Annotated in this window: 17 protein-coding genes and 1 pseudogene; 9 read left to right on the top strand and 9 right to left on the bottom strand. The window is 72.4% G+C overall.

Annotated features, from left to right (window positions below; all coding sequences use genetic code 11):
* Window positions 1-5: 5 nt before the first annotated feature.
* Window positions 6-650, bottom strand: coding sequence for a helix-turn-helix transcriptional regulator (locus HNQ07_RS18055; protein WP_229832165.1), 645 nt, complete (start codon window positions 648-650; stop codon window positions 6-8).
* 124 nt (window positions 651-774) lie between these two features.
* On the bottom strand, window positions 775-1830 hold the full coding sequence (locus HNQ07_RS18050; RefSeq protein ID WP_184114366.1) for an Mrp/NBP35 family ATP-binding protein: 1056 nt from the start codon (window positions 1828-1830) through the stop codon (window positions 775-777).
* A 112-nt stretch (window positions 1831-1942) separates the two neighbouring features.
* Between HNQ07_RS18050 and HNQ07_RS24455 the strand changes: the two genes are divergently transcribed.
* From HNQ07_RS24455 to HNQ07_RS24450, 4 genes are all read left to right on the top strand, one after another.
* Entirely contained in the window at window positions 1943-3823 is a 1881-nt protein-coding gene (locus HNQ07_RS24455; RefSeq protein ID WP_184114364.1) for a PEGA domain-containing protein, read from the top strand.
* A 95-nt stretch (window positions 3824-3918) separates the two neighbouring features.
* Window positions 3919-5451 (top strand): glutamine-hydrolyzing GMP synthase, encoded by a 1533-nt coding sequence (gene guaA / locus HNQ07_RS18040; protein ID WP_184114362.1) that lies wholly within the window; start codon window positions 3919-3921, stop codon window positions 5449-5451.
* A gap of 145 nt (window positions 5452-5596) precedes the next feature.
* Complete coding sequence (locus HNQ07_RS18035) at window positions 5597-7207, top strand: HD domain-containing phosphohydrolase (protein WP_184114360.1); 1611 nt, start codon at window positions 5597-5599, stop codon at window positions 7205-7207.
* Window positions 7204-8760: a GGDEF domain-containing protein gene (locus HNQ07_RS24450; protein WP_184114358.1), complete on the top strand. Its 1557-nt coding sequence runs from the start codon at window positions 7204-7206 to the stop codon at window positions 8758-8760. Before HNQ07_RS18035 ends, HNQ07_RS24450 begins: the two co-directional genes overlap by 4 nt.
* 7 nt (window positions 8761-8767) lie before the next feature.
* Here the strand turns inward: HNQ07_RS24450 and HNQ07_RS18025 are convergent, their stop codons facing one another.
* Complete coding sequence (locus HNQ07_RS18025; protein ID WP_184114356.1) at window positions 8768-9307, bottom strand: GNAT family N-acetyltransferase; 540 nt, start codon at window positions 9305-9307, stop codon at window positions 8768-8770.
* Window positions 9308-9466: 159 nt separating this feature from the next.
* On the opposite strand from HNQ07_RS18025, the gene HNQ07_RS18020 reads away from it, so the two are divergent.
* The gene (locus HNQ07_RS18020) at window positions 9467-9724 is read left to right on the top strand and encodes a hypothetical protein (RefSeq protein WP_184114354.1); all 258 of its coding nucleotides are present in this window, start codon (window positions 9467-9469) and stop codon (window positions 9722-9724) included.
* Window positions 9725-10076: 352 nt separating this feature from the next.
* On the opposite strand, the gene HNQ07_RS18015 is transcribed toward HNQ07_RS18020, so the two are convergent.
* A complete protein-coding gene (locus HNQ07_RS18015) occupies window positions 10077-10895 on the bottom strand; it encodes a GAF domain-containing protein (RefSeq protein ID WP_184114352.1) in 819 nt (272 codons plus the stop codon).
* Window positions 10896-11205: 310 nt separating this feature from the next.
* Here HNQ07_RS18015 and ychF point away from each other — a divergent pair, with 310 nt between their 5' ends.
* The 4 genes and pseudogenes from ychF (at window position 11206) to HNQ07_RS18000 (ending at window position 14738) form a co-directional block, all read left to right on the top strand.
* Window positions 11206-12303, top strand: coding sequence for a redox-regulated ATPase YchF (ychF, locus tag HNQ07_RS18010; protein WP_184114350.1), 1098 nt, complete (start codon window positions 11206-11208; stop codon window positions 12301-12303).
* Window positions 12304-12452: 149 nt separating this feature from the next.
* Window positions 12453-12686, top strand: a pseudogene (locus HNQ07_RS24530) (hypothetical protein); the annotation flags it as partial.
* Window positions 12663-13193, top strand: coding sequence for a TrmH family RNA methyltransferase (locus HNQ07_RS18005; RefSeq protein ID WP_260323077.1), 531 nt, complete (start codon window positions 12663-12665; stop codon window positions 13191-13193). The pseudogene HNQ07_RS24530 and the gene HNQ07_RS18005, both read left to right, overlap by 24 nt.
* A 39-nt stretch (window positions 13194-13232) precedes the next feature.
* Window positions 13233-14738 carry an FAD-dependent monooxygenase gene (locus tag HNQ07_RS18000; protein ID WP_184114342.1) on the top strand — a complete coding sequence of 502 codons (1506 nt, stop codon included), beginning with the start codon at window positions 13233-13235 and terminating at the stop codon, window positions 14736-14738.
* 10 nt (window positions 14739-14748) lie between these two features.
* Here the strand turns inward: HNQ07_RS18000 and HNQ07_RS17995 are convergent, their stop codons facing one another.
* From HNQ07_RS17995 to HNQ07_RS17975, 5 genes are all read right to left on the bottom strand, one after another.
* The gene (locus tag HNQ07_RS17995; protein WP_184114340.1) at window positions 14749-15861 is read right to left on the bottom strand and encodes an FtsW/RodA/SpoVE family cell cycle protein; all 1113 of its coding nucleotides are present in this window, start codon (window positions 15859-15861) and stop codon (window positions 14749-14751) included.
* Window positions 15858-17165 (bottom strand): UDP-N-acetylmuramoyl-L-alanine--D-glutamate ligase, encoded by a 1308-nt coding sequence (gene murD, locus HNQ07_RS17990; protein WP_229832162.1) that lies wholly within the window; start codon window positions 17163-17165, stop codon window positions 15858-15860. Before murD ends, HNQ07_RS17995 begins: the two co-directional genes overlap by 4 nt.
* A gap of 83 nt (window positions 17166-17248) precedes the next feature.
* On the bottom strand, window positions 17249-17512 hold the full coding sequence (locus HNQ07_RS17985; RefSeq protein WP_184114338.1) for a hypothetical protein: 264 nt from the start codon (window positions 17510-17512) through the stop codon (window positions 17249-17251).
* 37 nt (window positions 17513-17549) lie between these two features.
* Window positions 17550-18968 (bottom strand): methylenetetrahydrofolate--tRNA-(uracil(54)-C(5))-methyltransferase (FADH(2)-oxidizing) TrmFO, encoded by a 1419-nt coding sequence (gene trmFO / locus HNQ07_RS17980; RefSeq protein WP_184114336.1) that lies wholly within the window; start codon window positions 18966-18968, stop codon window positions 17550-17552.
* Between the two features lie 525 nt (window positions 18969-19493).
* Complete coding sequence (locus HNQ07_RS17975) at window positions 19494-20297, bottom strand: YdcF family protein (protein ID WP_184114334.1); 804 nt, start codon at window positions 20295-20297, stop codon at window positions 19494-19496.
* Window positions 20298-20337: the final 40 nt, after the last annotated feature.

The raw sequence follows: 20337 nt of genomic DNA, 5'->3' as shown, positions 1-20337 counted from the left end.
AGCGCTCAGCCGATGCGGTAGCGGCAGATGCCCTGCCCGCAGGCGATGCGGCGGTCACGGTGCACCGGCACGTCCAGCACCTGCGTGTAGAGGCTCAGTTCCGAACCGCACAGCTGCGGGTACTGCCGGGCGACCGTCAGGTTCGGGCAGTTGCGCTCCACCAGGTACCACACGTCGCCATCCTGCTCGACCTCGGTGTCAAAGCCCTGCTCGTCCAGGCGCGCGGCGAGGGCCCGCACGCGTTCCCCCAGCGGCATGCTGCGCGGCAGCTCGCGCTCCAGCCGGCCCGCCACCTCGACATTCCGGGCGTCCAGCACGCGCAGCACCGCGCCTTCGCCAAACAGCGCCTCGATGTGGCGCAGCACGTCCACGCACAGGGTGGAGTAGGTCTTCGGAAAAGCGGCCTCGCCGCGGTCGGTGAGGGTGAAGACGTGCTGGGGCCGGCCACGCCCGCCGGGCCGCTCGGTGCGGCACACGATCAGCTCCTGCTCCCGCAGGTCGCTCAGGTGGCGGCGGGCGGCGGGAACACTGACATCCAGCCGCTGCGCGAGGTCCTGCGCGGTGAGCGGGCCGTGGCGCTTGACGAGTTCCAGCAGCCGCGACTTGGTGCGCTCGGGCATGGGCGTGGCCAGGGCGGGCAGGGCGCTCACAGCGGGCCTCTGTGGGTCCACGACGGGCTGGGAACGGACCGGCACGCCACTCCAACGCCCCAGTCCAGCACGCATGTCACTCCAGCGCCACCCGGATGCGCCTCCGGCCCACCTGAAGTCCAGTTCATACGACGGTGAGCTGATCCGGCAGGCTGGCGAGCGAACGGACGCTGATCTGCCCAGCCAGGGTGCGGGCGACGTGGGCGAGCGCCAGCGACGCGGCAGAGTCCGGGTGCGCCAGAACGCCGGGCAGGCCCCGGTCGGCGTCCGAGCGCAGGTCGATGTCGATGGGCACCTCGCCCAGCAGCGGGAACTGCTCGCCCAGGCGGCGGCTGCCGCCCCGCCCGAACAGGTCGTAGGTCACGCCGGTGTCGGGGGCGACGAAGTAGCTCATGTTCTCCACGACGCCCAGCACCGGCACGCTGGCCTTGCGGAACATGTCGATGGCCCGCGCCGCGTCGATCAGCGCGACGTCCTGCGGTGTGGTCACGATCACGGCGCCCGTGACCTGCACGGTCTGCGTCAGCGACAGCTGCACGTCCCCGGTGCCGGGCGGCAGGTCCACGATCAGGTAATCGAGTTCGCCCCACGCGGCGTCCTTGACGAACTGCTGGATGGCCGAGTGCAGCATCGGTCCGCGCCACACCAGCGCCTGCCCGGCCGGCGAAAGGTTCGCCATGCTCAGGAACGTCACGCCGTGGGCGCCGAGCGGCTGCATCTTGCGGTCGGCGGTGGCGGTGACCTTCGCGGCGCCCTGGCCCATCATGTGCGCCACGCTGGGGCCGTACACGTCGGCGTCGAGCAGTCCCACGCGCGCGCCGTCGCGGGCGAGGCTCGCGGCGATGTTCACGGCCACGCTGCTCTTGCCCACACCGCCCTTGCCGCTGCCGACCAGCACCACGTGCTTCACGCCGGGCAGCGCGGACTGAGCGGGCGCGCGCACCACCGCGCCGAAGGTCACGGCGACGTCCTGCACGCCGGGCACGCGCTGCACGGCCTCACGCACATCACTCTCGATCTGGCCCTTGAGCGGACACGCGGGCGTGGTGAGGTTCACCTTCACGTGGGCCACGCCCGCCGCGTCCACCTCGGCCCGCTCGATCATGCCCAGGGACACGAGGTCGCGGTGCAGTTCGGGGTCATTCACGGTGCTCAGGGCAGCCATCACGGCTTCACGCATATGGGCCATTAGTACCGCATGCAGGCGCACGCGGCAAGCCACAGGGTTACAGACGGTCATGTCCGCACGCGGGCAGCGGGGCAGGGGCAGCCCAGCATTTATACTCACCGTCGTGAAGCCCATCGGTCCCTATGTGGCGGTGCGGGACATGCCGGGCGGCGGGCCGGTCCGCACGCTGCGGGCCACGGACCGCCTGACCGGCATGCCGGTGCTGCTGCACGTGCTGCCGTTCGCGCCGCGCCTGCCGGAGTTGCCGGACCACCCCAGTCTGCTGCCGGTCGTGGACCGCGGCATGGACGGCGAGGACGCGTACATCGTGTCGGAGTTGCCCATGCAGGCCGCCCCGGCCAGCGACCCGCTGCTGGCCGCGCGGGACGTCCTCACCGCGCTTGGGCCGCTGCACCGCCGGGGCCTCGCGCACGGCGGCATCAGCGCCGCGCAGCTGTGGGAGGTGGACGGCCGCGTGGCCCTGGCCGGCATGGGGCTGCCGTGGCAGGACCAGCCCACGACCGGCGGGGACCTGCGCGCCCTGGTGCGGGCCGTCGAGGACATCGGCCTGCTCCCGGCGGCGCTGGAACCCCTCCGGGACGCGCCAGACGCCATGACGGCCACCGACGCGCTGGCCCTGCTGGACGCCCCGCCGTCTGCGGGGACGACAGCCGCTCCGGCGCAGGAGACACCACCCGTGACGGCTGCACTTTCAGAAGCCAAGCCCGGACCGGCTGACACTCAGGCAGAGACCACGACCGGGAGCCGACCGCCAGAGCTGCCCGCCGATACCGTCGCGGACACGCCCCACGACGGGTCGCCCATCGTGCTTGGCGAGCCAGGTGCCGCGCCCACGGTCGAGGCGCCGGCATTGCCGCACCCGGTGCCGGGTGCGGGTTCCGGCCGGACGAAGAAGGCCCGGCCCGTGCTCAACCGCACGCCGGCCAGCCGCGCGGCGCCGCCCGCTGCCCCGGTGGAGGACCGCCCGACCGCACCGCCCCCAGTGACACCGGCGCCGCCTCCGGCTCCCGAACCGGTGGAGGTCTCCCCCGACGCCTCGGCGGAGTCTCCCGTCGTATCCGCGACGCCAGCACCTGTCCCGGGCTCCCCGGTCCTGGAGGCGGCAGCGGACTCCCCGCCGCCCGCGACCGACAGCGCCGACGTTCCGGCGACCGGGTCGCCCGTGCCGGCGTACTCCAGCGCGCCGGCGGGCACGGTCGAGACGCCGCAGGAGCGGCGGCGGCGGCAGAACGCGGAGCGCCTGGAGCAGGCCAAGCTGGACGCCCAGGCGGCCGCGGCCCGCAAGGCGGCGCGGCTCCGGGCCGAGGCGCAGGACCGGCCCGCCGAGCCCATCCGCATCGGGGGCGCGGACGCGGGACCGGGCGTGCTGGGCAGCGACGACCTGCCCGACTGGACGCCGCCGGAGGACGGCCACACAGATCCGGGCACGGCGCGTCCCACCCTGAAGATGCGCACCGTGGAGCGCCTGCCCGAATCGCTGCGCCGGCCGCCAGAACCCGAGCCCGTACCGGAGCCGCCGCCGAGTGGCCGGCTGCCGGCCCGGCACGTGGCGGGCGCGCCGATCCGCATCGGCTGGGACGAGGACGACTCATGGCGGGTGGTCAAGACGGTCGAGGGCCCGCCGGCGCGCCCGCCGCGCCGCGCGCCGCGCTGGCTGCTGCCTCTGCTGGGCTCGGCCCTGGTGCTGGCCCTGGCCGGCGGGATCGCCATGCACCTGCCCCGCCCGGCCGCGCGCGCGGCGTGCTGTGACGTGACCTTCACGCTGCGCGGCGCGGCCGGCGCGACCGCCCGGCTGACGGTGGAGCAGGCGCCCGCCGGCGCCAACCTGACTCCGGGCCAGGAGCTGGGCCGCGCGCCGGGGCAGCTGCACCTGCCGGCGGCGGGCACATACCGGCTGCGGGTGGTGGCGGACGGCTACGCGCCGGGCGAGCTGAGCGTGACGGTGCCGCGGTCGCTGCCGGTCAGTATCAACCTGGGGCCGTGACCGGTGGCTGGACCGTCGAACCTCTGAACGGTCCGACTGCCTGACTTTTAGACGGTTCGACCGTCCCTGCTCCATGCGTGGCACAATCGGGCGCGATGAGCGTCGTCATTCTGGATTTCGGCAGTCAGTTCACGCGGCTGATCACGCGGCGGTTCCGTGAGCTGGGCGCGTACTCGGTGATCCTGCCGGGCACCGCGCCGCTGGAGCGCATCCTGCAGGAACGCCCCCAGGGCATCGTGCTGTCGGGCGGGCCGAGCAGCGTGTACGACGACCGTGCGCCGAGGCCCGCCCCGGGCGTGCTGGACCTGGACGTGCCGATCCTGGGCGTGTGCTACGGCATGCAGTACCTCGCGCAGCAGGCGGGCGGGGACGTCAAGCGCGCCGGGAAGCGCGAGTACGGCAAGGCCGACCTCACGCGCTACGGCGGGCAGCTGTTCGCCGGCATCCAGGGCGAGTTCGTCGCGTGGATGAGCCACAGCGATTCCGTGACCCGCCTGCCCCAGGGCTACGAGGTGGTCGCGGAGACGGAGGACACGCCGGTCACGGCCATCGAGAACGCGCAGACGCGCCGCTACGGCGTGCAGTTCCACCCCGAGGTCGTGCACACGCCCAAGGGTGGGCAGCTGCTGGCGAACTTCCTCGAGATCTGCGGTGTCACGCGCGACTGGACGGCCGAGCACATCATCGACGAGCTGGTGGAGGACGTGCGGACGCAGGTGGGCAGTGGCAAGGTGCTGCTGGCGATCTCCGGGGGGGTGGACAGCTCGACGCTGGGCCTGCTGCTGGCCCGCGCGGTCGGGGAGCAGCTCACAGCGGTGTTCATCGACCACGGCCTGCTGCGGCTGGGCGAACGCGAGCAGGTCGAGGCGGCGCTGCGGCCGCTGGGCGTGAACCTGATCACGGTGGACGCCCGCGCCGAGTTCATGGGCGCGCTGGACGGCGTGTCCGACCCGGAGCAGAAGCGCAAGATCATCGGCCGCGAGTTCATCCGGGCCTTCGAGCGCGAGGCGCGCGGGCTGGGGCACTTCGACTTCCTGGCGCAGGGCACGCTGTACCCGGACGTGATCGAGTCCGCCGGGGGCCAGCACGGTGACAAATCGGGCGCGGCGAACATCAAGAGCCACCACAACGTGGGCGGCCTGCCAGACGACCTGAACTTCAAGCTGGTCGAGCCCTTCCGCACGCTGTTCAAGGACGAGGTGCGCGAGATCGCGCGCCTGCTGGGGCTGCCGGAGCACATCCGCATGCGCCATCCCTTCCCCGGCCCGGGCCTGGCGATCCGCTGTCTGGGCGCCATCAGCGAGGAGAAGATGGACATCCTGCGCCGGGTGGACGACATCTTCATCTCGGGGCTGCGCGAGTTCGGGCTGTACGACGGCTGCTCGCAGGCGCTGGCGATCCTCACACCGATCCAGTCGGTGGGCGTGATGGGCGACGAGCGCACGTACTCGTACACCGCCGCGCTGCGCGCCGTGACCACCGACGACTTCATGACCGCCGAGTGGGCCCGGCTGCCGTACGAGTTCCTGGCGACCATGAGTAACCGCATCGTGAACCAGGTCCACGAGATCAACCGCGTGGTGTACGACATCACCGGCAAGCCGCCCGCGACCATCGAGTGGGAGTGAGCCCGGCGCGCCTGCCCCCGGCGTGAAGTGACCCCCGGGTCGGTTTCCGTCAGAGCCCTGACAGGCGGGCGGCGTACAGTACTGGTATGCACCGCCGCTCGACTCCACGGAGCTGCTTCCGGGCGCCGCGCCGGGAGCGGGCATAATGCCCACCCCGGCCCTGAGCGAGGTCTCGTGGACCCGCCGTCAGCCCAAACCGGCGCTGGACGTGGCGTCCGTGGTGCTGCTGGCCCAGTCGGCAGCGGACGCCTTCACGCGCTGCGTGGAGCAGGCGCTGCGCACCACGCGCGCGACCACCTCCACCGTGATGCTGCTGCGGCCCGAGCGGGACATGCTGGAGGTCGTCGCGGCGGCCGGGCACCTGGCGAGCGAGGCGCGCGGGCGCTTCCTGGCGCGGGGCGAGGCGCTGGGCTGGCGGGTCATCGATTCCGGGAAGGCGCAGCTGGTCGAGCAGGCACACATCGAGCCCGAGGCGGCGTTCGTGTCGGGCCGGCGGTCGCCGGGGATGTACCTGGGCGTGCCGCTGATCGACCCGGACGGCCGGGTGCTGGGCGTGCTCACCGCCGACACGACCGGCAGTGACGAGCGCCTGACCGAGGCGGACGCCGCCGCCCTGCTGCTGCTCGGCCAGGCGGCGGGCGTGGCCTTCAGCCGCTGGCAGGCGCTGGACCACGCCCGGCAGCACGCCCGCCAGGCCGAGCGGCTGGCGACGCTGTCCGCCCGGCTGGAACAGCTGACAAGCCCCGCGGAGATCGCCCGGGAGGGCCTGCACACCCTGCTGGAACTCAGCGGATTCACGACCGGCATCGCGGTCAACCTGGACGACGGCGGGCTGGTGAACCTGACGGTCCTGGAGGGCGACGACCGCTTCCGCCCGCGGGTGGAGACGGTGCTGGGCACGCCCCAGCCGGCGCGGGGCATGATCGCGCACGTGCTCGCCACGGGGCGCAGCCTCGCGGTGCCGGACTACCGGTCGTCGCCGTTCGCGCGGCCGGACGTGATCCTCCTGCGCTCGGCGGTGGCGGCGCCCCTGCACGTCGGGGGGCGGGCAGTGGGCGTGCTCGCGCTGATGAACCTGCGGGAGCGGGTGGACATCCCGGCGGAACTCCTGACCCTGCTGGACGCGGTCGCGGCGCGCATCGAGCACGCGCTGGAACGCGCGGCGGGCCTGGAGCACCTGCGCCAGACGCGCGAGGCGGCGCTGCGCGCCATGGGCCGCGTGATCGAGGGCCGCGACGGCGAGACCTTCGGCCACACCGACCGCGTGACCATCCTGGCGGTGCGGCTGGGCGAGGCGCTGGGGCTGGACGCGGCGTCCATCCAGCACCTGCGCTGGGGCGCGTACCTGCACGACATCGGCAAGGTCACGGTGCCCGACGCGATCCTGCTCAAGCCGGGGCCGCTCACGCCGGACGAGCGGCAACTGATGCAGCAGCACGCGGTGACCGGCGACGACCTGCTGCGCGACGAGTGCTTCGTACCGCGTGAGGTGCGGGCGGTGGTGCGGTCCCACCACGAGCGCTGGGACGGCACCGGGTATCCGGACGGCCTGCGGGACACGCAGATTCCGCTGCTGGCCCGCATTTTCAGCGTGGCGGACGTGTACGACGCGCTGGTCAGCGAGCGGCCGTACAAGCGCGCGTGGCCGCACGCCGCCGCCGTCGCGGAGCTGCGGCGTAGCGCGGGCACGCAGTTCGACCCGGGCATCGTCGAGGCCTTCGTGGCGCTGTGCGGCTGCGGCGGGGGTCCGTCGTGACGGCCGGGCCGCTCGTGCCGTCCCGGCGCATGGAGCTTCAGGACGCGGAGCGTCAGCTTGCCGAGCGCACGGACCTGACCATGACCGACCGCGCGCTGCTGCACCGCGACGCGGTGTACTTGGCCCTCGACCTGGGCGAGCTGGGCATGGCGATGTCGCACGCCCTGACGTGCCTGGAACTGGCGCGGTCCAGCGGGGACCCGCCGCTGCAGGTCAAGGCGCACGTGGCGCTGGCGCTGGTGCAGGCCGACAGTTACGACGACCTGGGCGCCAGCACCCGCTTCGCGCTGGCCGACACCCTGGCGCGCGAGGCCGGAGACGCCCGCGGCGTGGCGCTGGTCGCCATCAACGCCTCGCACTACGAGCTGGAGCGCCGGGAGTACGGCGCGGCGCTGGCGCTGCTGCTGGCACTGCTGCAGTCGCCGCACATGCACAGCCTGGCCACGCCGGACTCCACGCACCTGAACAGCACCTTCCACATCAACCTGGTGGTCAGCGCCTCGGAGTCGCTGCTGGCCGGCACCGTCCTGCCCGAACAGCGGGCGGTGGTGGAGGCCCAGGTGCAGGTCTCCGCGGCGAGCCTGCGCCGCGCCGCGCAGTCGTCGGGCGGCATGGCGGCGGTGGACGCAGCCGGCGTGCTGGACGCCCTGACCCGCTACGCCCTGTGGCAGGGCAACCTGCACACCGCCCGCTCGCTCGCCGACGAGCACGTGCAGCTCACGAACACCGCGGACCTGCCGGTGCTGTACGGCCGCGCGCTGCTCGACCGCAGCCGCGTGCATTCCCTCTCCGGGCATCCCGAGGGCGCCATCCGCGACGCGGAGCAGGCCGTGCAGTACTTCGCCGCGTCCGGCCTGTGGGAGGTGCGCTCGCGCGAGACGCTCGCCGACGCCTACGCCCGCGCCGGCCGCTACCGCGAGGCCTTCGAGACGCAGCAGGCCGTGACGCGCGGCGTGGAGCACCTGTACCGCGACTACCACCAGCAGCGCGCCCTGGTCGGGCAGGTGGAGCAGCAGGCCCGCGAGGCCGAGGTGCGCGCCCAGGCGCTGGCCGAAGCCGCGCTGCGCGATCCGCTGACCGGCGCGCCCAACCGCACGCGGGCCATGCAGGTGCTGGGCCGCCTGCACGACCGGGCCCAGCAGGGCCACCCCAGCGCGATCGCGCTGCTGGACCTCGACCTGTTCAAGCGCGTGAACGACACCTACGGCCACCTGGTCGGGGACGCCGTGCTGATCGAGGCGACGCGCCTGCTGAGCGCCGAACTGCGCGCCCAGGACCTGCTCGCGCGCCTGGGCGGCGAGGAGTTCATCGTGATCCTCACGGACGTGCCGGTGGGCGCCGCGGCCGCGGTGTGCGCGCGGCTGCGCGACACGCTGCACCGCGCCGCGTGGAGCACCCTGGCGCCGGGGCTGGTGATGTCCGGCAGCTTCGGCGTGGCCGCCCTTGACGGCGTGCAGGACGTCACCGCCACCCTCAAGGCCGCGGACCTTGCGCTGTACGCCGCGAAGGCCGCCGGCCGCAACCGCGTGATGGTCGCGCCGGCTCCCGCCTGAGGCCGGGTCAGTCCGGCGAGGCCCACTCGCGGCGCAGCAGGCCGTACAGGGCGTCGTCGGTCCACGCGCCCCGGTGCTCGTACGCCTCGACCAGGGTGCCCTCGTGCCGGAACCCCAGCCGGACCAGCAGCCGCGCCACGGGCACGTTGCGCGGGTCGATGCTCGCGTGCAGGCGGTGAAGGCCCAGCGTCCCGAACGCGTGCGCGATCACGGCGGCCCCCGCCTCTGTGGCGTACCCACGGCCATGCGCGGACGGCGCGAGCGTCACGCCGAATTCTGCCTGGGCACCGTGCGTCCGCAGCGCCACGTCCCCGACCAGCGCGCCCCCCGGGAGGGACACGCCGTACTGCACCCAGCCTGCATCGCCCAGCTGCTTCCCAGCCATCTCCGCGATCAGCGCGTGCGCGTGCTGTGGCGTGTAGGGCAGCGTCCATCCCTGAAAGGCCGCCACGGCCGGATCGGCCCGGTACGCGGCCAGCACCGGAGCGTCCGCCGCGCTCAGGGGCCGCAGGTGCAGGCGGGGCGTGACCAGCACCACGGGAGTCACCGCGCCGCCCTCCGGCACACCGGGACGTCACGCCGGATTGGGGAACCGGACATGGCACAAGACTACGGCCCGGAGCGGGTGGCGTGGGCGGCCCCCTCTCCCCCTTCATCCTTGGCGGCTGTCAGGGCGCACTGAGGGCCAGCCCGGCATCCTGACCGCATGACCAGCCTGCCCGTCACCCTCACGCAACTGTCCCACCTGCTTCCACCGGACAGCCGGAACCATCTGGCCCTCCTGGACGATGTATGTCCCGGCATCATCTGCGTGGTGAGCGGGCAAGGGGGCGAGCCGCGCTTCACGCTGGAGGTCGAGGTCGCCGGGCGGATGCTGCGCACTGGCGGCCACCGCCGCGTCCACGCCGGTCTGGTGGACGAGTTGAGCGCCCTGGTCTCGGGTCATCTGGGCCGGGTGATCTGATCCGCCATTCATGCGCCCCGGCGTTGAGGCCGGTGTCCGACCCGAGCGTGTCCCCTGCGAACATGGCCGACACGACCATTCCCCTGCATCAGGCCATGCTGGCCGTGCCGCCAGATGACGGCCGCCGGATCATGCGCGCCCTGCGGGTGGGCGTGAGATCACGTGCCTGCCGCAGCCCACACCGGACGGGCAGAGATCCCTCCTGCTCGGCAGCTTCGGAGAGCGAACGGTGCAGACGCTCGGGTATCCGGACCTGGGCAAGCCGGTCATCCACGACCTGCGGCGGCTCGTTCCGGCCACCCTCCCGTTCACGCCCTGAATGGCGCCGTGCCCGGCCGCGCCGGGACCACGCTCAGTCCTGGTAGTTCCACACGTACAGGGCGGCGCTGTGGCCGAGCCGGGAGGGCACCACCGTCAGCATGGCCTCCACGCCCGCGTCGTCCGGGGCGGCCAGGGTCACGCGGCCGGTCCAGGGCGTGCCGCGGGCGAGCGCGCCGCGGATCTCGTCCTCATGTCGGCCCTCGCTCCAGCGGACCGGCAGCACCTCCGTGAGGTCCCGGCCGGCCGTGTCCCACGGGGTGCTCGGGGCGGGGGTCGCGGCGGCGTTCACACGGGTCACGCCGCCCTGGCCGTCCACCACCAGAAACGCGATGGGCAGGCCCGCGGTGACGGTGGCGTAGGGCGTGCCGAGCCGCCGGTGCTCCAGCAGGTTCGCCGTGATCCGGGCAAGCTGCGCGAGACCCTGCAGGTCGTGGTCGGTGGGGTGGCGGGGCTGCGTGTCCAGCACACAGACGGTGCCGAGAACCACGCCGCCGGTCATGATGGGCGCGCCGGCGTAGAAGCGCAGGTGCGGTGCGCCGGTCACCAGGGGATTGTCCCGGAACCGGGCGTCCTGCGTGGTGTCCGGCACCACCAGCACCTGGGAGGACGCGAGGGCGTGCGTGCAGAACGCCACGTCGCGCGGCGTGTTCTGGAGGTCGGCACCCACGGCCGCCTTGATCCACTGGCGGTGGGTGTCCACGAACGTCACGAGCGCGATCGGGGTGTGGGCGAGGCGGGCGGCGCCCGCAGCGATCAGGTCGAAGGTCCGCTCTGGGGGCGTGCCGACGATGGCGTGGCGGTGGAGTTCGGTCAGACGGGCGTGCTCCACCTTCGCAGTGAGCTTGTCCATGCGTGCCTCTTCCGGGTGTGGGTGGGTCCGAAGACAGGAGACCAGGGAGTGCACACCGGGAACACAGGCTGGTGGATTTGGTCCTTGATGATAGCGCCTGGGGTCGGGAGCCGGGTAGGTCAACGGCCAAGCGCGCTTCATCAATGCCCAGCGGAGATGAGGACGTGAACCCCGCCGGCCGCCCTGGCGCACGGGTGCTGCGGCCCGGACCTGCCCGCGCCATTCCCGGCGCGCCCGTGTGGGCATCCCGTACACTGTCAGGGTTGCCTCGCCTGGGCGCTCAAGTCCGGCGAGTGAAGGAGTCAGGAGCATGGGACTAGCCATCGGAATTGTCGGACTGCCGAACGTCGGGAAGAGCACGCTGTTCAACGCCATCACGCGCGCGGGGGCGCTCGCCGCGAACTACCCCTTCGCCACCATCGAACCCAACGTCGGCCGCGTCACGGTGCCGGACGAGCGCCTCGCCGCGCTGAGCAAGGTCTTCACGAAGGGGGACCGGGTACCGCCGATCATTCCGACCTTCGTGGAATTCGTGGACATCGCCGGGCTCGTGAAGGGCGCGTCCCAGGGCGAGGGGCTGGGCAACCAGTTCCTGGCGAACATCCGCGAGACCGACGCGATCGCGCACGTGGTGCGCTGCTTCGAGGACGGCAACGTCATTCACGTGGCAAACCGCGTCGATCCCATCGACGACATCGAGACCATCAACACCGAGCTGATCCTCGCGGACCTCGCGGGCCTGGAAAAGCGCGTGCAGGGCCTGAGCAAGAAGGCCAAGGGCGGCGACAAGGACGCCCGCGAGCAGCTCGACCTCGCCGAGGCGATCCTGAAGGTGCTGGGCGCGGGCCGGCCGGCGCGGGCCGGATCGTACGACGCGCCGATTCCTAAGGAGTTCGGTCTGATCACCATCAAGCCCGTGATCTACGTGGCGAACGTGGGCGAGGACGACCTGACGCAGGACAACGCACACGTCCAGCGGGTGCGCGAGTACGCGGCGGCCGAGGGCGCGCAGGTCGTGAAGATCAGCGCGCAGATCGAGGGCGAACTGGCCGAGATGCCCGAGGACGAGGCGCGCGCGTTCCTGCACGATCTGGGCGTCGAGGAGAGCGGCCTGGACCAGCTCGTGAAGGTCGGATACGAGACGCTGGGCCTGATCACCTTCATCACGTCCGGCGAGAAGGAGGTCCGCGCGTGGACGATTCACCGGGGCGAGACCGCCCCGGAAGCCGCCGGCGAGATCCACAGCGACCTGCAACGCGGCTTCATCCGCGCCGAGGTCATCGAGTGGGACAAGATGGTGGAGGCCGGCGGGTGGGCTGCGGCCAAGAGCAAGGGCTGGGTCCGCACCGAGGGCAAGGACTATGTGATGAAGGACGGCGACATCATGAACGTGCTGCACAACATGTGAGGGCCAGAGGAGCCGCCGGTCTCCATCAGTGACGCCTCCAGGGCGGTGGAACCCGCCGCAGATCGTCTCGCCGCGCAGCACGTCACCGCGTAGGGTCGGGAGACAGGGCGCGCACTGTTCACCTCCGGTCACGGGGAGCGGCCTTCCAGCACCTCCAGACGCTGCGCCGCAGCCAGGACAAGCGGCACCGGCACGGCGAGTTCTTCGTGGAGGGTGTCCGCGCGATCACGCTGGCGCTCGCGCACGGCTGGCGGGTGCGGGCGCTGGCGCATTCGAGCGAGCGCCCGCTGTCCGCGTGGGCGCAGGGCGTGGTGCAGCGCGCCGGCGCCGAGGTGCACGACACGCTGCCGGACGCCGGGATGGCCGAACTCAGCGACCGGCACGACCGGTCGGAGCTGATCGCGGTGCTGCCCATCCCTGCCGACGATCCGGGACGGCAGCAGTCCCGCCCCGACCTGTGCGTGGTGGTGATCGACCGGCCAGGCCTGCCCGGCACCCTGGGGAGCTTGCTGCGGTCCATCGACGCACTGGGCGGACACGGGCTGATCGTGGTGGGCCACGCGGCCGACGTGTACGACCCGGAGGTGATCCGCGCGTCCACCGGATCGTTCTTCGCGGTGCCGGTGGTGCAGATGGAGCGCGTGCCAGACGTACTGGCGTGGCGCGACTCGCTGCGCGGCGCGCTGGGGGACGTGCCCCTGATCGGCGCGGCCGAGGACGGCGCGGTGGACGCCGACGCCCACCCACTGAGCCGGGCCTTCCTGGCGGCCTGCGACCACGTCGTCCGGATTCCCATGCACGGCTCGGCGTCCTCGCTGAACGTCGCGGCGGCCGGCTCGGTCCTGCGGTACGAGGTCGGCCGGCAGCGCCGGGCCGGCCACTCCACCTGAGGGGCCGCGCAGGACTACCCTGAGGCAGAGGTGACAGTCATGACCGGGAGCGGGACGGACGTGGTGATCTCGGGGGCCGGACCGACGGGCCTGATGCTGGCGCTGTGGCTCGCGCGGCTGGGCGTGCGGGTGCGCGTGGCCGACCTGAAGGCCGGGCCGGTGCTGGAAACGCGCGCCATCGCCGTGCAGGCGCGGACGCTGGAGTTCTACGACCAGCTCGGCATCGGGGAGGAGGCGCTCCGCCGCGGGCGGCACTTCGACCGGATCAGCCTGTTCGTGCGGGGCATGCAGCGGGCGGCCGTTCGCCTGAAGGACGTCGGAGACGACCTCACGCCGCACCCGTACCTGTACATCCTCACGCAGGACCAGAACGAGGAACTGCTCGTCTCCGAGCTGTCGCGGCTGGGCGTGACCGTGGACTGGCAGACCGAGGTGATGGCCGTGACGCAAGGCGAGGACGGCGTGACCGTCATGTTCCGCCGCGCCGGGCAGGACGAGGGCGTGCGCGCCGCCTACGTGGCCGCGTGCGACGGCGCGGGCAGCGTGGTGCGCCACGCCCTGGGCATTTCCCTGAGCGGCGGCACGTACAGCCAGCGCTTCTTCGTGGCCGACGTGGACGCCCACGGCGCCGTGCGCGAGGGCAACCTGAACCTCTCACTGGACTCGCACCAGTTCCTGGCGTTCTTCCCCATGCCGCAGCCGGACCGCTACCGCGTGGTGGGCGAGTATCCGCCCGGCGTGGACGAGGCGGTGGGCTTCCCGGCGGTGCAGCCGCAGCTGGAGGCGTCGCGGCTGGCGGGCGTGTCGGCGGTGCACTGGTTCGCCACGTACCGCGTGCACCACCGCGTGGCCGACACCTTCCAGCGCGGCCGGGCCTTCATCCTGGGGGACGCCGGGCACGTGCACACGCCGGTGGGCGGGCAGGGCATGAACACCGGGCTGGGGGACGCGTCGAACCTCGCGTGGAAACTCGCGCAGGCGGTGCGGGGGCGGCCGGCGGCGCTGACCACGTACGACGCCGAGCGGCGGCCCTTCGCGCTGTCGCTGGTGAACACCACGGACCGGATTTTCACGACCGTGGTCAACCCGTCCGCGCTGGCGGGGTGGGTGCGCACCGTGCTGGTGCCGCTGGTGATGCCGCGCGTGATGCACTTCCGGCCCATGCGGCGCTTCCTGTTTCTGACCATCTCGCAGACGCGGCTGCACTACCCGGACAGTCCACTCAGTGAGGGCCGGGCCGGGCGGATCGCGGGCGGCCAGCGGCTGCCGTGGGTGCGCGGCGCGGCGGGCGAGGGCGACAACTTCGCTGCGCTGCGGAGCCTGTCGTGGCAGGTGCACGTGTACGGTACGCCGGACCCCGCGCTGCTGACATGGTGCGGGGTCCGCGACCTGCCGCTCCGCGCGTTTCCCTTCAGCGCCCGCGCGAAGCGGGCCGGGCTGGCGCAGGACGCCATATACGTCATCCGGCCGGACGGCTACGTGGGGCTGGCCCTCCCCTCCTTCGACCGGGAGCGGCTGGACGCCTACACAGACCGCTGGCTGTGAACGCCCGGCGTCAGTCGGCGGGCAGGGCGACCACGTCGGCCTCGTTCACTTCCGCGGGCAGGTTGCGGCGCACCTCGCGCAGCGCCGAGTGGATCAGGCCCAGCGCGACGCTCATGGTGAGCATGCTGGAAAAACCGTAACTGACCAGCGGCAGCGGCACGCCCGTGACCGGGAAGAAGCCGGCGGCCACCAGCAGGTTCACGACCGCCTGCCCCACGATCATGAACATCGCGCCGGTCGCCAGGATGCTGGCGCCGTGGATCTCGGCGGTCATCGGGCGGATACGGGCGGCCAGCTGCGAGGTCTCCAGCGCAGTCTGCATGATCAGCCAGTACGCGAGCAGGATCATGGCCACGCCGAGCAGGCCGGACGTGAAGCCCACCGCCGCCACGATCATGTCGGTGTGCGCGGCGAAGTACTCGAAGCGCAGGCCGTCCGGGCCCTGGCCCCACAGCCCGCCGAAGGTCATGTCGCGGTGCGCGTACCCGATCTGGTCGAGGCCCACCTTCGTGATCTCCTCGCGGTTCATGTGTCCGAACAGGCGGTCAGCGATGTAGGGGTGCTTTTCCAGGTACACGCCGGCAATCGGGATGGACACCAGGCCCAGCGCCAGCATGAACCCGGCGATGTTGCTGATCCGCACGCCCGCTCCGTACATGACCACGATGCCCAGCCCGAAGATCAGCACGCTGGACCCCAGGTCCGGTTCCACGAAGACCAGCCCAGTCGTGACGACGATCATGGCGGTGGCGCTGATCAGCTTGTGCTGCACGCCCCGGCGCGAGAAGAACGACGCGAGCATCAGCACCAGCCCCAGCTTGGCGAGTTCGGAGGGCTGGAAGCGCAGGCCGGGAAAGTCCAGCCAGCGCTTGGTGGCGGAACTCTCCGCGCTGCCCACGCCGATGAACAGGACCAGCACCAGCAGCAGCAGCGTGAAGCCCCAGAACGCCGGCCCGAGCCGCAGGTACGCGCGCGGCCGCAGCCGGGCCACCAGCGCCGTGAGAAGCAGGCTGAGCACGATCTTGCCGCCGTGGTCGAGGATCAAGTCCGGGCGCACCGCCGCCACGCCGAGCAGGCCCAGCCCCAGCAGCAGCACCTGCGCGATCAGGAGCTGCAGGCTCACGCGGACGCTCCGGCGGGCACCGCGCCGTCCGGCACCAGGGCCTGCGCGGCGCGGCGGAAGGCGTCGCCCCGCGCCTTGTAATCGCGGAACTGGTCGAAACTCGTGCCGATCGGGGCGAGCAGCACCGTGCCGTGGCCCGGCAGGGCGTCCAGCGCGGCACGCACCGCGAGGCGCATGGTCTCGTCGCCGTCCGCGCCGCTCACGGTGTCATGGGGCAGGCCCAGACCGGCGGCCAGCGCGGGGCCATCCTGCCCAAAGGCGATCACGCGGTGCACGCGGCCCTGCGCGGCGGCGCGTAGCGGCTCCAGCTCCGCGCCCTTGTCCCGCCCGCCGACCAGCCACGCGATGGGCGGCCGGGCGCGTTCCAGCGCAGCCTGCACGGCAATGGTGCGCGTGGCGATGGAGTCCTCGACGAACTGGACGTCCCCGACGTGGGCGACCGTCTCGAAGCGCCCGGACACCGGCCGGGCCGAGCGCAGGGCCGCCGCGAGCCCGCCGGCGTCCACGGGGTGGCCCAGAAACCCGAGCATGGCCTCCACCGCGAGCAGCGCGGCGGCGGCGTTTGCGGGATGAATGCCGTCCGGCAGGTCGCCGACGGGCAAAACCTCGGTGCCGTCCGCAAGACGCAGGTGGGCGGCGCCAAAGGACCGCAAGGCCGCGCGGGTGGGCACGTCCAGCCCGGCCGGGACGACCAGCACGTCGCCCGGGTCCTGCCCGGCGGTGATGGCGAGTTTCGCGGCGTGGTACGCCTCCACGGTGCGGTGCCGGTCGAGGTGATCCACCCCCAGGTTCGTGATCACGGCCACCGGGAGGCGCAGGCCGGGCACGCGCTCGAGCTGGAAGCTCGACAGTTCCACCACCGCGACCTCCGCGGCGTCCACCACGTCCAGCAGCGGCGGGTCGATGTTGCCGCCCTCCCGCGCGTTCACACCGCACTCCCGCAGCAGGTGGGCGATCAGCACGGTGGTGCTGCCCTTGCCGGCCGTGCCGGTCACGCCGACCATCGGCAGGTGCGGGCGCATCCGGGCGGCCAGGGCGACCTCCCCGATCACCTCCGCGCCGTGCGCGCGCAGCGCCTCCAGGTCCGGGTGGTCGATGGGCACGCCGGGCGCGGCGATCACTGTGGCGTAGGCGCGCTGCGGATCGCCGCGTTCCAGCCCCAGGTCGCGGGTCAGGGCGTCGTCCTCGGGGCCGGGACGGGCGTCGAGCCACTCAGGGCGAAGGCCGTGCGCCGCCAGGAAACGGGCAACCCCCCGGCCGCTGCGGCCCAGGCCGTAGATGAGCACCGGTTCGGCTGGATTCACGCCCACACCATAAGCGAAAACCGGCGTTGATGGTGAGCGCGGCACGGTCGCGGCAGCGTCGGGAACGCCGTTCCCGGCCGGCGTCAGCTGTCGCCGGACGATCCGCCGGAATCCCCGCCGCCCGAATCACCGCCGCCGTCCCCACCGGAGTCATGTCCACCCGTGGAGTGAGTGTGGGAGCGGTCTTCATCGTCAGCGCTGGTCCAGACGTCCAGACCGCTGCCAGCCGTCCACGTCTCCGGACTGTTCCCCGCCGACCAGCCGCCGCGACGCGCCGCCGTGGCAACCCACCGGACGACAAACACAGTCCCCAGCACGACGATCCCGACGATCAGCAGGGCGGTCATGCCAGCGGTACGGGATGGGCGCGGGAGAAGTTGCGTCTCAGGTGGCGAGAACGGCGGGCTCGTCCTGCGTCACGGCGGGCCACGTGGGCGGAGTCACGTCCAGCCCGGCCTCGTCCCGTGCCCACGCGGCGAAGGCCTCCAGCGCGCGGCGGTACAGCAGGGGGCGCTTCTCGCGCTTGCCCAGCTTGCGCACCTTGCCGGTCGTGGGATTCACCGTGGCCGGCAGCTCCGGCACCAGCGCCCAGTTCACGTTCATGGGCTGGAAGCCCTGCGGATTCGCGGTGGCGAGGTAGCGCACCAGGCCGCCCAGCATGCTCTCGGCCGGCGGCACCAGCGGAGCGCGGCCCAGCGCGAGCCGCGCGGCGTTCGTGCCGGCCAGCCACCCGGTCGCGGCGGACTCCAGGTAGCCCTCGGTGCCGGCCAGCACACCTGCCACAAGCGTCTGCGGGTCGGCGCGCAGGCCCAGCGTCGCGTCGAGCACCTGCGGCGCGTTCAGGTAGGTGTTGCGGTGCATCACCCCGTAACGGACGATCTCGGCGTTCTGAAGGCCTGGGATGAGCTGCACGACCGCCTTCTGGTCACCCCACTTCAGGCCGGTCTGGAAGCCCACCAGCGACCACAGGCGGCCCTCTCGGTCTTCCTGGCGCAGCTGCGCGACCGCGTACGGCCAGCGACCGGTGCGGGGATCGTCCAGGCCCTTGGGCGACATCGGCCCGAAGCGGGGGGTGTCCACGCCGCGCCGGGCGATCTCCTCGATGGGCATGCAGCCCTCGAAGAACTCCAGCTTCTCCCAGTCGTGCGGCGTGTGCGCGCGCGCCTGCTCCAGCGCAGCGAAGAACGCGAGGTACTCGTCCTTGGTGAAGGGGCAGTTGACGTAGTCGGCGCTCTGCTCGTAGCGCCCGGCCCGCCACGCCACCGTGAAGTCGATGGAATCGGCGGCGATCACGGGCGCCGCGGCGTCGTAGAAGCTGAGGCGCTCGCTGCCGGTGACGCGGGCGAGATCCGCGGCCAGCGCGTCGGACGTGAGCGGCCCCGAGGCGATCACGGCGATGCCGTCCGGTACGGCCGTGACCTCGCCCTCCACCACCTCGATCAGGGGATGCTCACGCACGGCCCGCGTCACGCGCCCGCTGAACTCGTCGCGCTCGACCGCCAGGGCGTTCCCCGCCGGCAGCTTCGAGGCGTCCGCGGCCCCGACGATCAGCCCGCCCACCGCGCGCAGTTCCGCCTGCAGGAGCCCCTTGCTCTGCTGCTCGCCCTCGCCGCCCAGGGAGTTGCTGCACACCAGTTCCGCAAAGTTCCCGCTGCGGTGCGCGGGCGTCATCTTCACGGGGCGCATCTCGTGCAGCCGGACGCGCACGCCCAGCCGGGCAGCGGCCAGCGCAGCCTCGGAACCGGCCAGACCGGCCCCGACGACAGAAATGGTGGGAGTGGAGGTGGACTCGGCGGCGCTCATCAATCCGCCAGTGTAGGTGACGGAAGTGAATGAAAGTGTGCGGACGTGCGGGGAGGGGCGACAAAGCCGCAGGATCTTCCAGAGGGCGGAACCGGCATGAGAACGGAGTCGCTGACTGGGAGGGTGAGATCGATCATTCCTCGTCCATCTCAGCTCGCCGCTTGGTTGTGCACGGTGAACAGGCGAGCATGGCTTGCAACCGCCTACCAGCCTCTGCGAGTCCCCCACAAGGGGAGCAGCTAAAACCGAAGCTCCCACCCTGCAACTGACTGAAAGCCGTCGTGCGCGAAGCGCGCGGGCGGTGACGGCGACAACGCATGAGGCAGGAACGCGGCCCCTCGCTAACGAGACCCCGTGTCAGGCCAGCTTGAACGACGTGGCGACCACCTGCCCAGCGCAGCGCTCTCCCCCTGCCCCTCCGGGGGAGGGGGCCGGGGGGTGGGGAAGCCCGCCGCAGGCGTCCACCCTCACAACCAGTCCATCTTCCCCGCGCCGCCACCCCTGCCAGCACCTGAACTACCAACCTCAGCGTTCCGGCGTGCCGCCAAGCCAGTTCTTGACGCGCGACGTCCCCTCATACGCCAGAACCCGCACCGCCCACAGCCGGTCCAGCGGCGTGGGAAGCGTGTCGTCGAACCGGATTTCGCGCGCCGGCACCGACACGACGTTCAGGCCGTTCGCGCGGAACAGCGCGGCGGCGCGGCGCGAGTGGCTGGGCGTGGTGACGAGCAGGATGCGCGTCCAGCCGCGCTGCTGGGCGTAAGCGCGGACGCGCGCCGCTTCGTCCTTGGTGGTGGTGACGTGCGCCAGCGTGAGGACGTCGGGGCCGCCCTGCGGGTACAGGGCCGCGATCTGCGCGCGTTCCAGGGTGCTCATCTTGGGGCAGTCGGCCGGGCCGATGATGCCGGACTGTTCCGAGACGGTCACGACCGGCGCGTAGCCGGCCCGCCACAGTTCCAGCCCCCGGAGCAGCCGCGTGGCGCTGGACGCCTCCAGCACACCCGAGACGCACTGTACGCCGCCGCCCAGCACCACGATCAGGTCGGCTTTTCCGGGCGGCTGAGCCAGAGTGAGGGCAGCCAGCGGCGCGCGCAGCACCGGAGTCAGCACACACACCGCGAGAAGCGCGGCCACCGCGCCCGCGCCCCAGCGCAGCACCCGGCGCGGCCACCCAAATGCGCCAGCGACCGTACACACGACGAGCAGGAGCAGGAGCACCGGCACGCTGGCCCGCACTTCGCCCAGGAACGCGGCGAGGACGCCCAGAGCTGCGCCGATGGCGGCGCCCTCCAGCAGTCCGGAGAGACGGGAGACCTGGAATGTCCTCATGCCGCGCCCAGTGTACGGGCCACAGCGCCCCCTATACTCC

The sequence above is a fragment of the Deinococcus metalli genome, assembly GCF_014201805.1.
Classification (GTDB): domain Bacteria; phylum Deinococcota; class Deinococci; order Deinococcales; family Deinococcaceae; genus Deinococcus; species Deinococcus metalli.
The sequence above is the reverse complement of the archived record's forward strand: the minus strand, read 5'-3'. Positions and strand labels throughout refer to the sequence as shown.

Coding starts and splice junctions, on each gene's coding strand:
- HNQ07_RS18050 (WP_184114366.1), bottom strand. CDS start 1,830: ATGCGTGAAGCCGTGATGGCTGCCCTGAGCACCGTGAATGACCCCGAA.
- HNQ07_RS17975 (WP_184114334.1), bottom strand. CDS start 20,297: ATGAGGACATTCCAGGTCTCCCGTCTCTCCGGACTGCTGGAGGGCGCC.
- HNQ07_RS18015 (WP_184114352.1), bottom strand. CDS start 10,895: ATGGACAAGCTCACTGCGAAGGTGGAGCACGCCCGTCTGACCGAACTC.
- HNQ07_RS18005 (WP_260323077.1), top strand. CDS start 12,663: ATGGCCGAACTCAGCGACCGGCACGACCGGTCGGAGCTGATCGCGGTG.
- HNQ07_RS18000 (WP_184114342.1), top strand. CDS start 13,233: ATGACCGGGAGCGGGACGGACGTGGTGATCTCGGGGGCCGGACCGACG.
- ychF (WP_184114350.1), top strand. CDS start 11,206: ATGGGACTAGCCATCGGAATTGTCGGACTGCCGAACGTCGGGAAGAGC.
- HNQ07_RS18035 (WP_184114360.1), top strand. CDS start 5,597: ATGCCCACCCCGGCCCTGAGCGAGGTCTCGTGGACCCGCCGTCAGCCC.
- trmFO (WP_184114336.1), bottom strand. CDS start 18,968: ATGAGCGCCGCCGAGTCCACCTCCACTCCCACCATTTCTGTCGTCGGG.
- HNQ07_RS17985 (WP_184114338.1), bottom strand. CDS start 17,512: ATGACCGCCCTGCTGATCGTCGGGATCGTCGTGCTGGGGACTGTGTTT.
- HNQ07_RS18020 (WP_184114354.1), top strand. CDS start 9,467: ATGACCAGCCTGCCCGTCACCCTCACGCAACTGTCCCACCTGCTTCCA.
- guaA (WP_184114362.1), top strand. CDS start 3,919: ATGAGCGTCGTCATTCTGGATTTCGGCAGTCAGTTCACGCGGCTGATC.